Source organism: Microcoleus sp. AT3-D2, from assembly GCF_036705715.1.
Taxonomy (GTDB): Bacteria; Cyanobacteriota; Cyanobacteriia; order Cyanobacteriales; family Microcoleaceae; genus Microcoleus.
The window spans coordinates 81684-96109 of record NZ_JAUBVE010000020.1 but is presented as its reverse complement, the minus strand read 5'-3'; the positions used below and the strand labels follow the sequence as shown (position 1 = coordinate 96109).

Genomic DNA, 14426 nt, shown 5'->3' with positions numbered 1-14426 from the left:
TTGGATCTCCTAAGTCAGTTTTTTCTAATTCTTGTCTTACCCATTGCTCGATCATTTTAACCTGACTCCTGGGCAATCACCCGATCGTTTAACAGCATAGATGTTTATTTTTGTCAACTTTCTTGTTAAGAAAGATCCTTATAAAGCATAGCTTCTTAAGGGGGATTTAGGGGGATCTCGACTCAGGTAAAACCGATATTTATCAAGGATTTCAGTCTTAAGTTGACACCAATGGGCACGGCGCCGTGCCCTAATGCCGGACACGGCAGTGCCGTTTCAATATTACAGAAGAAATGGTTTTATTACCTAATTCCACAAAACATCTACTGTGCAAAAAATCCCTACAAAATCGAACTTAAAACCACCTCATTAGCAGCAATCCAATTATAAATATCCTGCAAAGCTGCTTCCGGCCCAATAACAGGCCGCCATCCTGTTTTCTCCATCACCCTAGAAGAATCACTAATAAAAATCGGAATATCCCCCGCGCGTTCCTCCAAAACAGGATTAATTGAAATCGATTTCCCGGTAATCTTTTGGCACAAATCAGTTGTCTCAACCAATGAAAGACTGTTGCTCACACCGCCGCCAACATTAAAAACTTCACCATCAAATTTGGCAAAATTTTCTAACTGATAATTAACTAACCTCAACAAATCTTCAACGTGCAGTAAATCCCTAACTTGCTTCCCGCTGCCGCCAAAACCGATATAACTCAGCGACTTTTGAAAATAGTGAGCCGCCACCCACAAACCACAAACTCCCTGATCGACTTTACCCATTTGCCAAGCACCCGTAATTAACCCGCAGCGGTTAATAATTGCCGGCACATTGTATGCTTCCCTGTATTCCTCAATCAGCAATTCCGAAGCTAATTTAGTTGCTCCGTAAAGTGAACGGTGTCCTTTTAATGGGAAGTCTTCTGATATGCCCAACTCGGATATACCGGGTAAAGTTTGCTCAGGGGCGATCGCAAATCTATTCGGCAACTCTAACAGCTTAACAGACTTGACACTGGCGATCGGATAAACCCGACTCGTAGACAAAAACAGCAAACTCGCACCCGTTTGTCTCGCCAACTCCAAAACATTCACAGTGCCCAGTAAATTCGTCTGCAAAACGTACTGTGGCGAACTAAAACCAGCCAGCACAGAAGGTTCCGCAGCACAATCTATAATGCAGTCAGCATTGAGTGCAACTGGATCTAAATCTGCCGCTGTGCGAATATCCCCGTAAACAAACTGAATTCCGCAATTTTTAAGCCGAGGCAGATTCAATTCCGATCCCCGGCGACGCAGGTTATCTAAACAAATTATTTGCCATTCCGGGTGCAGTTTCTTCAGGCCAATTGCCAAACAACTGCCGATAAAACCCGCACCACCAACAATTAAAATTTTATCAGGCATTCACTTTCAACTTTGCTATCTTTCTAGTCCGGTGGTAGTCGCCGCGAGACAGATGTTTTTCCAGCCAGACATACAAGACAATAAACAAATATCGACTGCCCATCTCTTTGATTTTCAGCTTAGAAATACCAGCAGTCCGATTGTACCACCTCAGAGGAATCACCGTATAGGAAAAACCCCGAACAATTGCTTTTAAAGGCAGTTCTACTGTCAAATTAAAATGATGACTCAAAATCGGTTGTACGCCTTCAATTACTTCTCTGCGGTAAATTTTAAAAGCATTGGTGACATCGCTGTAGCGCAGGCCGAAAATACTTTTGACAAACCAGTTTGCTAAGCGGTTAATTGCTAACTTGTGAATGGGATAATCAACTATAAAGCCACCTTTGATAAAGCGGGAACCGAAAACGCAATCATATCCTTCTTGCAACTTGCGGTATCCTGCTACCAAATCCATCGGATCGTCGGAAGCATCCGCCATCACAATTGCCACAGCATCTCCGTCAAATTCCGCCAATCCCCGGCGCACAGCAAATCCGAAACCATTCGGAGGTTGATTGTTGATGTATCTAACTGTGGGAAAAGTCTCTGACAACTCCTGGCAAATATCAAGAGTTCGATCGACACTATTGTCATTCACAATCAAAATTTCGTGCGGAATGCCTTCTAAATCGAGCGTCTGGGCGATCGCCCGCACAGTACCGTACAAACAGCCCTCCTCATTGTGGGCTGGTATAATCACAGAAATTTTCACTCCTCATCCTCCGCGCAACTGGACAAACTGGTTGTCAACAGGATTATACACCCAAGCTTTAATTTCCGTTTGGGCGATCGGCAAATTATTATCCGACAAATCAACAGCCCACCTGGCATTATTGTATAACTCAGATTTTAAACTCTCAGCAATGTCGGGACTGTCCAAATTTACATAAGCGTTAGCAAAAAAAGATTGTTTATCGCCGACAGATAGCAGTACAATATTTGGTTGTTTCAAATTTCCTGGCAAAACCGCCCAACCAGCAGCCTTGACAGCATCATTTTGCTTAACAGTCAAGGATTTATCGCTAGTTTGAGGTTTGTCTAAATAACCGTAAACTTTCTCGGTATTAGAAATAAACTCTACATTTTTTGCGAACTTGATCCAACCTATTTTGTCGATTATTGCAGCGCCTTCTCTCACCAGCCAAGTTTTTTTGCTCAGCACCCTCAAACAGCTTTCCGGCGAATTCTTAAAAAAATCCGATGGTTGCAGATAGTTGATTAACTGTAAACAATCTTGAGCACCTTGTTTATAAAGAAGTGCCGATCTAGTTTGGGCGATCGCCTGCTGAGAGTTAACAATAATTATCCCAATTAACAGCCCTGCTAACACCCGATAAACAAATTTATAGGTGCGATTTATGGTAGAAATCTTACCTCGGACAAACAATTGACCGAGCTGAACCAAAGCTATTAACAGCAAAATCGAATTAGTCGTATATCTCGACGATTCGAGCGCCTGAATCGCCCCAAATTCTGCCCTACCAGCCGTAATAAACAGAGCCGATAAAACCGAAAACAAACCTATTGACAGCCAAGGTAAAGCCTGACGATGCTCGGTAATCTTTCTCCCAAAGTGGAATCCAAAAAATAAGAAAGTTGCAAATATTAGCAATCCAACCAATGCTGAAATTCCAGGCGATCGCACAATTGGCGAACCCAACAGACTCAAAAAGTAATCAATCACCACAAACGGCTTATTCAACAATGAAATAATACTTGCTTTGCGAGTCGGATGATAATCAATTGAGTAAACAGCACAAGTTGTCGCAAACAGCAGCATCCATGCGATCGCTCTTTTTCGTTTCTGCGCTGCATTTCCCTCCAAAGCCACCACAGCCGGAATCGCAGCCAACCAAGACAGCAAGCCTTGAGCCAGCGAAAAACTCGCAACAAAGCAGAATACAGCAGCAATAGAGATTCTAATATTAGGCAATAATTTGTGATTGGAAAACAGCGCATAAACCGCAGCTACAAAACAAAAATTTACGAAAAACCAAGCTAATTGAAATCCCCAGAGCCAGTTTTCGTGCTGAACTAGAGAGAGAAGCCAAATACAAGTTAAAATATTAGCTAAATGCCACAAATCATCCGCGATATTCTTAACTTGCATCGAGGACAACTTGTACATAGCGATAAAAGTTATCGCCGCCAAACCTATGCTGAGACACAACTGATAATTAATATTCCATCGGGAAGCAAAAGCCAGCACCGCAATAATTATTTTAGGGAAAAGTATGCGGTGGTTGCTGTGCAAAGCCCAAAAATCGTTAAAAGTTACATTTCCCGCAGCTATTTTTTCAAAAAGGCTAGCTAACCTCCACTCGTCATCAACGGGAACGTTAACGCTAAAATTCGATACAAATCCGATTAATAAGAGAACAGGAATCAGATATAGAGTAAATAAGATTAATTTTTTCATCAATGTGCGATCGCACCGATTGCCATCACCATTTTATATCAACCCGGCTTAAATACCATTTATTTTTTAGTCACCGAAGGACGTTCGGCTAAGCTGAGTCTAGCAGCCAACGAAAGTTTAACTTTTGAGGGGTTTTAACCACCTAATTTTATCAAGGACGTTGTATTTACTTATAGCGGTAAGGTGCGCTAGGCGCACCCTACTTCTTTATAGCCGTTAACCGAATTACTTAATAGTCTTGAACGTATCCATTTTCCCAGTAAATCGGTTGATAAACATCTGCAAAACAGTCCGCTTGCCGATATTGATATTAGAACTCACGGACATTCCCGACTGCAAGTTAACCTCCACTTCATTTGCCTTGTCCTTGTTCAAAACAAACTTCTGATTTTTGAGCTTAATTTTGGTTTTGAAAGCATAGTATTTCCGCAGTTCAGTAGGAGGCTCAGCATCGCTGCTAATCTCTATCACTTCACCCTCAGCAGTACCAAACTCCATCGCCGGGAAAGCTTCTACATTCACTTCCACAGGAACGCATTGGTATTTCGTCAAACCCAGTTTCTCTCTGTTAATTTCCTTCTCTGGACAAACGCAAATTTTACCTGTTTCGCAGTCAATCTTTTCTCCGTCTAATTGCTTGCCGTGATACGGCTCCAATTTTGCCCGCTTCTGTCTCAAAGCATCCAATACCAGAGCCACATTGCTGTTTTCCAGGTAAACAACTGCTTCCAGACCGTTGTCGTCATCCAAAACTTTGAGCAGCTTTTCGGTTTGCTGCGCTTCGTAATAAGCTTCTTCGCAGCGTGCTGGGCGCGGTTCGCCCGGTTTCAGCACGGAATTAATAATGGATTGGCAGATCGGATCTTTCGCCATATCCAACTTAGCTTTCTCCTTCGTAGAAGGCTTCAAATCAAAGATTACCCCCGATACAGGAGCTTTCAGAACTTGAGTGTCGCGGTTTTGTTGAGCCTTTTCTAGCTGAGCGTTCACCTCGGACAACTTTTTCAGGTTTTCCACTTTGAAGCGGCTTAGCTGAGAATCGCTGCTGGCAATTTGTTTCTCGTTTTCAGCAATTTTGGTATAAAGTTCTCTCGCCCAGGCATCCTTGGTGTTTTTTAACTGTTCTTGGGCGCGGGCGATCGACTCCTGAATGCGTGCTTGCTCTCCTTGCTGGCGCTGTATGTCAGCACTAATTTTTTGGATCTCACCTTGACGCGCGTTCATTTCGCCTCGGCTGGTATTGATTTCACTGAGGCGCGTGTTAATTTCGCCTTTGCGAGCGTTGATTTCACCTTCGCGCTGCTTGATTTGATCTTGCTGTTTGAGAACGTCGCTTTGGCCTCTGAAAACATCTTGCTCTTGACGTTCTTTTTGCAGTTCAGCGATGGCTCCTTCCTCTACCAGGGGGGCGAGTCTGCCTAGAATGTTTTGATTCGACTTCAATACTTGTTGGGATTTCGCTAACTGTTCTTGGGCCAAATCTTTCTGGGCCTGGGCCGATTTTACTTGCTCTTTCGATGAATCTAACTGCTGCTGGGCATAATTTAATTTGTTCTGGGCAAAACCAAATTGTTGCTGTGCGACTATCATTTGATCGCCGGCGGCTTTCTCAGCATCCTGAGCTTGCTTCAGTTGTTGTTCCAACTCCTGAACTTGCCCTTGGGCAGCGGCTACGCGAGACAGAAATTCCTTTCGATAATTAACATAAAGTCCTTGCTGGGCAGGATCAAAATTTCCGCTAGCTCCCCTGTTGAGGTACAGTTCGTCAATCAAAGCTTGCAGCACTTGATTTTGTGCCGTAAGGCTCTGTCTGTCCTTGATGGTTGATTCTAGGTTAGAAGGAACAGGGCCTTGAATTTTGCCGTTGACAACATCTTCGTAAAATTTATTTTCCTTTTCCAGAGCTTCTTTAGTTTTCTGAATCGATGTTAAATCGGCACTCGGTGCAAGGGGGTTGAAAGTGAGCAGAGGCTGGTTCTTTTCCACACGATCGCCATTTTCAACGTGAAGTCTCACCACAGCGCCCGTAGCAGGTGCTTGGATGTCTCTAGCACCATCTTTGAGTTCCAATTGACCGACAGCGGGGACAGCTTGCTCTACGCTAGCAAAATAAGCCCAAACTACAGCAGAAGTGGTCATCAGCATGATCATCCACAAAAACAAGTGCGACCAAATCGCTGGTTTTTCGAGAATGACTGGTTGCTCAGAAAGTATTAACGATTTCATAGCCATTTGTTAGTTCTCAGTTGTTAAGCGTTAGTGATCAGTTGTGAGTTGTTAGAGATCAGGTATTCGATGACTCTTGTTGTTGGAAGAGGCAGTAGTAACGCCCTTTAAGAGCCATTAATTCTTTATGAGTTCCCCGCTCGACTACAGAACCTTGATCCATCATAATAATTACATCAGCGTTTTGGATGGTAGTCAGGCGGTGAGTAATGAAAAACACCGTGCGGCCGGCGAAAGCTTCTGCTAAGTTATTGCAAACTTGGCGTTCGGAATGGTAGTCGAGGGCGCTTGTAGCTTCGTCCAAAATCAACAGTTTCGGGTTTTGCAAAATCGTGCGGGCGATCGCCAAACGCTGCCTTTGACCCCCAGAAAGCGACGCACCCCGCTCTCCCACCACCGTATTGTAGCCAGCAGGCAAGCCCATAATAAAATCGTGAGCCACCGCTAGTTTCGCAGCTCGCACAATCTCATCCGTACTCGCATCGGGATTGCTCAGAGCAATATTTTCCTGCACAGTACAGTTAAACAGCAAAGTATCTTGCAGCACTACCCCAAGTTGGCTGCGGAGCGAGTAAAGTTCCACCTTAGAAATGTCGTACCCGTCAATAAAAATCCGGCCCGAAAGCGGCGGATAAAGACGCTGCAACAGCTTCATCGCCGTACTTTTACCGGAACCGCTTCCCCCCACAATTCCCACAAAACTGCCAGCGGGAAAGTCCAAATTAACATTAGCCAATTGCAGTGCCCCGCTTTCTAGAAACCGGAAGGAAACCTCCTCATAAGTAACCTGCCCTTGAATTGCAGGCAGCGGGATATTGCTCCGGTCTTCATCGCTGGTTTCCGTCGGAGTATCGACCACATCCTTAAGCATATCGATCGACATCGAGACTTCTTGGAAACTCTGCCACACGCTCACAAAACGCAGCAGCGAACCAGTCACGTTCCCGGAAATAATTCGGAAAGCAATCAACTGACCCAAAGTAATCTCATTTCCCAGTACCAAATAAGCTCCCACCCACAACTGAGCTAAGTTACCCACCTGGTTTAAAAAGGCGCTAATCGTACCGGCCGTAGTCCCCGTGATAATTGTTTTAAAACTGGCTGTAATGTATTTTGCGTAGCGGCTCGACCACTCCCATCGGGATTTCAATTCAATATTTTGAGCCTTAACAGTTTGAATCCCGCTGACTACTTCCACTAGATAAGATTGAGAGTCAGCAAAACGCATATTTCTTTGTTTGATCAGGCGCAGCACCAGCGGATTGATTAGAACAATCATCAGCCCCAGTATCGGTACCACTGCCAAAGATACAAACGTTAGCTGCACGCTGTAAGAGAGCATCACGGCGACGTAAACCACCGAAAATACCGCATCGAGAACCACTGTCAGAGCTGTACTCGTCATGAATTCCCGAATCTGGCCCATCATGCTGAATTTGTAGACCAAATCTCCCACACGCCGATTGTCAAAGTAATTTTGGGGCAGCCGGAGTAAGTGGTCGATGACTTCTGCACTCAATTTGACATCGATGCGGTTTGAGGTGTCTATAAACAAAAAGGTACGCAAACCGTTGAGCAGTCCTTCAAACAGAGCAACACCTAACAGAAAGGCACCCAAAACATCCAAGGTGTCAATGCTACGCTGACCTAAGACTTTATCAATAATTATTTGGCTGATTAATGGGTTGGCAAGACCAAATAACTGTACAAAAAACGAAGCGAGCAACACCTCAAAAAACACTGTCTTGTGTTCCATGAGGGCCGGCACAAACCACCAGAAGCTGAACTGCTCTTTTTGTTCGACTTGCGGAGCTTGCAGCAGCAGGACTTCTCCTGATTCTCCCCAGATTTCTTTAAACTGAGGTATCCGCTTCCGCATCAACCCCTGTTCGGGCGTGGCCATCACCAATTCTTGCTCGGTGATGCTGTAAATAATGGCAAAGCTATCTTGCCATTTAATCATTACGGGGGCTTTGATGCGGTTGATGGCTTCTGCTGGCACTTGCGCCAATTGGGGCGTGAGGCCGATGCTTTGGGCGATCGCCCCGCAAGCTTGCATACTGATAGAACCGGCGGTTTTTAACTGATTTTCTAGAACTTTGCGGATGATATCTCGACGAAACTTGAGGCCGAAATACTTGCTCAACATTTGGAAGCAAGCAAGCGGGGCCTCAATCTGCCCTTTGGCGCGGAAAACTGGGTATCTCCCCGCATCCTTTTGTTGACCGCTTGTGGGTTCTGGGGGGCGATCAGGGCCGGGTATAACCTCGATTAATGTTCCGGGTGGCTTCTGGCCAGAGCCTCCTGTCTCTGTCGTGCCATTTAATGAGTCTGTTTCGGGTTGGGGTTCTGAGGGTTCCCGGAAGCCGACCAAGCGGGCGCCGAGGCGGCCTTCTACTTTTAAGGATTTGGCTGCGTTTTCCACAGAGAAGCGGCTGCCGGTGGGAAAGTCGCCCAAGACGCCGCTGCTGACGAGCCAAATTCGATCGGCATCTAGCTCTTTGGCGATGTCTTGAGTTTTTTTGTTGCCGTTTGGTACGTTGACAACTGTCGCATCTTGCCAAGCTTGCAGGGTGAGTTCCTTGAGATTGGAAGTGCCGTCCGCTTGGCGCTGCAATTCCAGGCTCAACAGTTCAAATACTTCGCTCAATGAACAGTGTTCGCGAAAGGCTTCTCCAAATGTCGGCTGTTTTTCCAGTACGCTCAGGAAATCTTCGGCGGGTACGACGATCGCGATCACATCTGTAGAGGCGATCGCCGTTTCGCAGGGAACTCCCCTGAGCAAGCCAGCCCAGCCCAGGATTTCCTTCGACTGCACCAAGCGTAAACTTACGTGGCGTTGCGAGCGCTGGTCAAAGCCCAGCAGCCGGGCCTGGCCTTGATAGATAATTGCCACCTGAGTCGGCATTTTTTCCCGTTCAAACAGGGGTTGCCCCGTCCGGTAGCCGAGGAGTTGGCATTTAGCCACCAAGGCTGTCAGAGCCGTCTCTGACAGTCGGTCAAAGGGAGGTGTTTGAGCTAGGAAATCCTGAATTTGGGAGAGGGAAACAGCGGAAGAAGTCATCCAATTTTAGATTTTAGATTTTAGATTTTAGATTGAATCCAGGGGGTTTTTGTCAGGATGCTACGCTTTTTTAAGTCTCCACGGATAAATCCGGGGGCCCCTGACCAAATTGCTTGATTGTCATGATATTGAAGACACGGAGGAGAGGGGCTGTAGCGGGCCTATTTGCGATATCTGTTCGGCGAGCCAGCTTTCAAAGAGTTCGTTAATCAAGTGCAGCCGCATCGATTCATCGAGCTGGGCCGGCATGAACTTTTCTAGTCGAATAATTACCATCCATTCTGCCAGAGGACGCGGCGTCCAGAGTTGATTTGGCTGGCTGACGGACAAAAGTTTGCTGATTGCCGGGTGGGGCTGGCTGAGGGGTACTGGACCCAACAAGCCGCCTGACTTGGACTCCGGCCCTTCGGAATAGTCGCGGGCCACTTCAGCAAAGGTTTGTTCCCCTTCGAGGATGCGAAAGTAAAGTTCGTTTGCCAGTGCTGGATTTTTGGTGCGTACCAGGGAATAGACTACGTGGTCTAGGCTGGCTTTGCGGGTTAAAAAATAATTATCTACTTTAGGTCTCCAAGTGGCTTGCTTAAATTTTTCGATCAGCAAGGGCCTAACGGCCATCTCTTGAAGTTCTTCTTCCGTCATATTTTGGCCGCGCAGCCAAGCTTCTTTGGCTTCGGGGGCTGTCAGTTGGTGTTGTGCCAGAAAGTTCTCGACGGCGGATTTTCGTTCTTCGTCGCTGCAACTAAAGGATGCGATCGCTTGGTCTACTATTACACCCCGCAAGAATTGTGGCATCAACTGATAACGCTTCAGGAGCGATGGCATATCCTGAGCTTGCAGTAATTTATCGCCTATTTGAAAAAGTCCTGTCATTTTTTTATCTCCAACTGACTTGCGCTTCCCCTTTTAATTTAGCTGTGGCAGGAAAAGAGCGACAACCACTAACCCCTCGATTCCCCGATGATAGCAGACCGTCAGTGGGCTAGCGCTATTGCTGTCTATTTCTTGACGCTCTGCCTAGCGAGGGGTTCCCCGCGGGTCTCAGAATGGTAACGGGATGCGAGAGTGGGAGAGTGGGAAAATCTTCCCTCAACATCTATCCGTTAAATCCCGTACACTGCTTAGTTGCTGAACTTCCTTCTTCCTTCACTCTCGGAATAGTCTTTCAAAGAGTGTTTCGAGTTGGGTCGAGCAAGCGCGACTGTCGAGATATTTGGGGTTTGCCGCCATTTTTTGCTGGATTCGATCGCGGTAGTGCCGACGCAGTTCTGGGTTGGTTCCCAGTGCTGTGCTCATCTCTAAATAAGAGTTCTCGCTGTCTGCTACCAGTTCCGGAATTAGCAGTTCTTCGATCACTGCGGCTGATTGTCGCGATCGAGTTGTTTGCCCTTTTCTTACCACTACAGGCAACCCCACCAACAGGGGTTCTGCTAAGGAGCAGCCACTGCTGTATGGATAGGAGTCTAAATATATATCAGCCAATTCCAGACATTTTATGCAATCGGCGCGAGATGGCAGCGCTTTAATCACAACTAAGCGCTTTTTGTCAATACCGTATTGGGCAAAAAGCGATCGAATTTGGTTGTAAAAAGGCACCGTCGGATAGTTTCCATTGCGGGAACTAAAGGGATACAAAACTAAAATAGAATTCGGTACGGCAGCAATAATTTTTGCCCAAGTTTCTCTCAATTCTGGGATAATTGTCCAAGCTTGAGCGCCGGACATGAACACTACAGATTCGTCGGTGGCTCCCCAACTCCTGCGAGTCGGTTCAACTGTGGCAGGTGCTGATCCTACAGTATAGCTTACACAAACTCCCGACCCTTCTAAAGTAATTAATTTTTCGCGATACTCTGCTGCTGCACCTGCGGGCAATGTCAAATCTCCAGCAATGAAATAATCGATATTTCGGGTTCCGGTGGTTGCGGGGTTTGATGCACCGGTAGCTATTTGCACCCGCGCTAATCGGTGCAGGCACAGCAGCGCGCTTGGTTGAGAAGTGTCGGTAGTATTGGTGCAGATTAGCAGAATATCTAAATCGTGCGATCGCATTTCTCGGACTTGATTTGGCAAATCTTCTGACAGTTGCACCAGTTTGTCAGCGCAATTTTCGCAATATTTCCCCAGGCGCTCGTCTTGTACCTGGAAATGGTACACGATAATTTCAAATTTGCTTCTGTCTAAATCTTCAAAACTCGAAATTGCAGCACGAGTCTCGGATTCATCACTAATTTTATTAAGCAAAAACCCCACTCGGATTTTAGTTCTTTCAGGTTCTATCGGAGGAAAATTCCATTCTATTTGACAGCCGATATTTTTCAAATAAAAGTCCAGAATATCAGCTCGCTGACTCAATATATTGAGCAGATTGACATTGCTCAAATACAAAGCTTGGAATCTAACATTTTTCGCAATGAAAGCCGCTAAATAACGCCAAACTTCTGAATCGGGAAAACGGGCGATATTAGCTGCGACGTACTTGATTAACTGCTGGAAATATTCAGAGTACCTTTCTACTTCCCCGTTTTGTTTAAAATAACGGGGAGACTGAAATATAAATTTCAAAAAGTCGTCAAAAAACCACTGGGGAATCGCTGCATTGTTATACTCAAGTGGCAACTGATAAGCGTGGCGGTACAGCATCGCTGCGAGGAGATGTGGCATCTTATCGGCAATTTCCCCTCCTTCAGCAGCAAGTTTCGAGGATAACTGCTGGACAAAACTTTGTTCTTCCTCAGTTAAAGTTTCATTTTTGATACCGCTATTTAGTAGCAATTTGTGAGCTTTCCCCATGTCTTTCGAGTAAGCACTTTCTAATTTTCTCGATGGCAAATTTAGCCAATATTCAGCTAGCTGTTGGCGGTATGGGCGCAGCGCGAGAAGAGGCTGTTTTGAGGGGAATTTATTGTATTGCTCAAGCAGTGCTGACAATTCCGATAAACTCGGTTGGGTTCTCAATGCCAGCTTTTGGCGGATTGTCTGTTTGATTTGTTGATCCAGGAAACTATAATCAGGACTATTTAGTAGTTTTTTGTAAAATCTTACTACATCCTTATGATTTTCCCCAGCAGCGAAGTTTTTCCAAGTTTGTTGTTCGGGATGAATCCGCAGGGAGGACAGTTTTTCATCTACAAATCCGATGTGATAGTTCCCCATGATCCGCCACCACATATCTAAGTCTACATACTGAGATAATCCCGAATCAAATAATCCTATTTCTGTAAATACTCGCGCGGCAATTAAGACGGTACTCGGTTCGCCAATTTTGTTTATCGGGTTGTTCAAGCATTTAGTATCTGCGAGTAATTCTTTTCCTGGCTGAATAGATTTTAAATTCGACCAACTTTTATGCAAATCTTTAATTGATTGGGAAGCTCCGCGCAAAATCGGGTTAGATTCATTGTCAGCTATGGTGATGCCGCGCGGGGAGAAAACCATACCTATTCTGGGATTCTCTTGGGCGAGTGCGACCATTTTCTCAATACATTCTGGTGCGAGCAAGTCGTCTTGAAATAGAAATTTAATGTATTCACCTGTTGCTTGAGAGATGCAAAAATTCCAGTTTTGTGATAAGCCGTAGTTGCGGTGCAGTATGATGCGGAAATCGACTGAGGTTTCTGATTGGAATGATTGGGCGATCGCAATTGTGCGGTCTGTGGAGCCGTCGTCGGATATAATCAGTTCTATGTTAGGGTAGGTTTGGGCCAAAGCACTTTTGATTGCTTCTCCAATAAATGCTTCTCCGTTGTATGTCGGAATGCAAATGCTAACCTTCGGCTGTCCGTTTAGCAGTTCTGCTTTTGATTGACTTTGTTGCTGTGCTGGTGGCAAGTTAGCCCTTATTTTGGCAGACTTCGCTTTGGCTGTTCCTGACAGAGGTATGCTTTGAAAGTTATCGGTAATCTCGGCAATATATTCGAGACGTTTTCTAATTTTCTTCCCTGTAACTTGCGGGTTAAGTAAAGTCTTAATTTCCTCAGCAGCTATCGCTCCCACTTGTTGAGCTTCCCGGTAATTGTTGAAGACATGACGCATTAAATCAGCAGCGTGTTCGACATCCGCTTGGGCCCAAACATTGCCTTTTTTGTAAGGCCCGCAATCTTTCTCAATTGGGATTAACTTATATTTGACTAAATAGCTGTTGCCGACATTCATAAATTCTGTATTTGATGAATAGCCGGTGGCAATTACGGGTTTGCCGTAAAACATGGCTTCAGCCATTGTTAAGCCAAATCCTTCGCAGCGGTGCAGGGATAGATAACAGTCGCAATTGTACAGCAAACCCTTAATTTCATCTTTGGACAAATACCCGTCTAGGTGTTTGATATTTGAATTCTGTCCTAGGGCTGAGTTTAAGGATGCTTGAGCATCGGGAAATTTGTTGGAATTAGAAGATTTGACAATCAATAATACGCGCTCATCTTCGCCAAAAGCTTGTTTAAATGCTTGAATTGTGGCTAAAGGATTTTTGCGCTCGATACGGCTGGAAAAGTCGAAGACAAACAAGAAAATAAATTTATCTTTAGGTAAATTCAGTGATTCTCTGTTAAGGGAAGCTGCGGGAAGAGCAATACTGGGCATGATTTTGATAACGGGAATTGGCGAGACTGCGGAAATTGCCTCGGCGCAATAGTTGCTATAAGTCCATATTTCGTGAAAGTGATTAAATGCTGGCTGCCATGCTGGGGGAAATGCGGGAAGTTCCCAGGCCCAAAAGCCGATATTGTATTTGTTGTCAAAATAGCTGGAACCTTTATGTTTGATAAAGGTTGCAACTTCATCGGCGTTGACTTGAATTAAGTTTACGGGATGGGGATTGTCTTGACTAAAATTTTGATAGGTGGTGTCTTGTTTGCGGTGGGGACTGCGGGTAAAATTGTTGATAACGAAGGGAATGTTGGCGGCTTCTGCGGCTCTGATGTTGGCTCGGACACCTTCTCCTATGCCAAATTCGCCGCTGATGTAGCCGGCGATGTTCATTCCTAGATTATGGTTCATAGTTGATAATGTATTCAGTAAATTGTTAGGTTAATTTTTGGGGAAAAAACAGAATTAATGGATATCCTCAATCGCGCTAAATGAGGATATGGGTTGAGAATAAATTATAAGTTTGCTCAATATTTGCTAAGATATAGCAATCCTTGTAGGATGGGTGAATAAGATTAAATGAACCGCAGAGGGCGCAGAGAACGCAGAGGAAGAGAAGAGAGGGAAGAGAAAGAGTTGGCAACAGAAAACTGGGTGCTTGACAAATGTGCCGATCGCCATTGTA

At 45.2% G+C, this 14426-nt stretch carries 7 protein-coding genes; all 7 read right to left on the bottom strand.

Annotation, left to right across the window (positions count from 1 at the left end; translation table 11 throughout):
* Nucleotides 1–341: 341 nt before the first annotated feature.
* Nucleotides 342–1406, bottom strand: a complete 1065-nt coding sequence (locus QUB44_RS11860) for an NAD-dependent epimerase/dehydratase family protein (RefSeq protein WP_333367126.1) — start codon at nucleotides 1404–1406, stop codon at nucleotides 342–344.
* A complete protein-coding gene (locus QUB44_RS11855; RefSeq protein WP_333367124.1) occupies nucleotides 1399–2160 on the bottom strand; it encodes a glycosyltransferase family 2 protein in 762 nt (253 codons plus the stop codon). The genes QUB44_RS11860 and QUB44_RS11855 overlap by 8 nt, the downstream gene beginning before the upstream one ends.
* Nucleotides 2161–2163: 3 nt before the next feature.
* Nucleotides 2164–3867 carry a hypothetical protein gene (locus tag QUB44_RS11850; RefSeq protein ID WP_333367121.1) on the bottom strand — a complete coding sequence of 568 codons (1704 nt, stop codon included), beginning with the start codon at nucleotides 3865–3867 and terminating at the stop codon, nucleotides 2164–2166.
* Between the two features lie 225 nt (nucleotides 3868–4092).
* Complete coding sequence (locus tag QUB44_RS11845; RefSeq protein WP_333367116.1) at nucleotides 4093–6093, bottom strand: chromosome partitioning protein ParA; 2001 nt, start codon at nucleotides 6091–6093, stop codon at nucleotides 4093–4095.
* Nucleotides 6094–6151: 58 nt separating this feature from the next.
* On the bottom strand, nucleotides 6152–9157 hold the full coding sequence (locus QUB44_RS11840; RefSeq protein WP_333367112.1) for a peptidase domain-containing ABC transporter: 3006 nt from the start codon (nucleotides 9155–9157) through the stop codon (nucleotides 6152–6154).
* 120 nt (nucleotides 9158–9277) lie between these two features.
* The gene (locus tag QUB44_RS11835; protein WP_333100464.1) at nucleotides 9278–10027 is read right to left on the bottom strand and encodes a peptidylprolyl isomerase; all 750 of its coding nucleotides are present in this window, start codon (nucleotides 10025–10027) and stop codon (nucleotides 9278–9280) included.
* A 273-nt stretch (nucleotides 10028–10300) separates the two neighbouring features.
* The gene (locus QUB44_RS11830) at nucleotides 10301–14152 is read right to left on the bottom strand and encodes a glycosyltransferase (protein ID WP_333367109.1); all 3852 of its coding nucleotides are present in this window, start codon (nucleotides 14150–14152) and stop codon (nucleotides 10301–10303) included.
* Nucleotides 14153–14426 lie beyond the last annotated feature (274 nt).

What these genes read in the sequence shown, in the direction of transcription:
- QUB44_RS11860 (WP_333367126.1), bottom strand. Translation starts at nt 1,406, where the DNA reads ATGCCTGATAAAATTTTAATTGTTGGTGGTGCGGGTTTTATCGGCAGT.
- QUB44_RS11850 (WP_333367121.1), bottom strand. Translation starts at nt 3,867, where the DNA reads ATGAAAAAATTAATCTTATTTACTCTATATCTGATTCCTGTTCTCTTA.
- QUB44_RS11845 (WP_333367116.1), bottom strand. Translation starts at nt 6,093, where the DNA reads ATGAAATCGTTAATACTTTCTGAGCAACCAGTCATTCTCGAAAAACCA.
- QUB44_RS11840 (WP_333367112.1), bottom strand. Translation starts at nt 9,157, where the DNA reads ATGACTTCTTCCGCTGTTTCCCTCTCCCAAATTCAGGATTTCCTAGCT.
- QUB44_RS11835 (WP_333100464.1), bottom strand. Translation starts at nt 10,027, where the DNA reads ATGACAGGACTTTTTCAAATAGGCGATAAATTACTGCAAGCTCAGGAT.
- QUB44_RS11830 (WP_333367109.1), bottom strand. Translation starts at nt 14,152, where the DNA reads ATGAACCATAATCTAGGAATGAACATCGCCGGCTACATCAGCGGCGAA.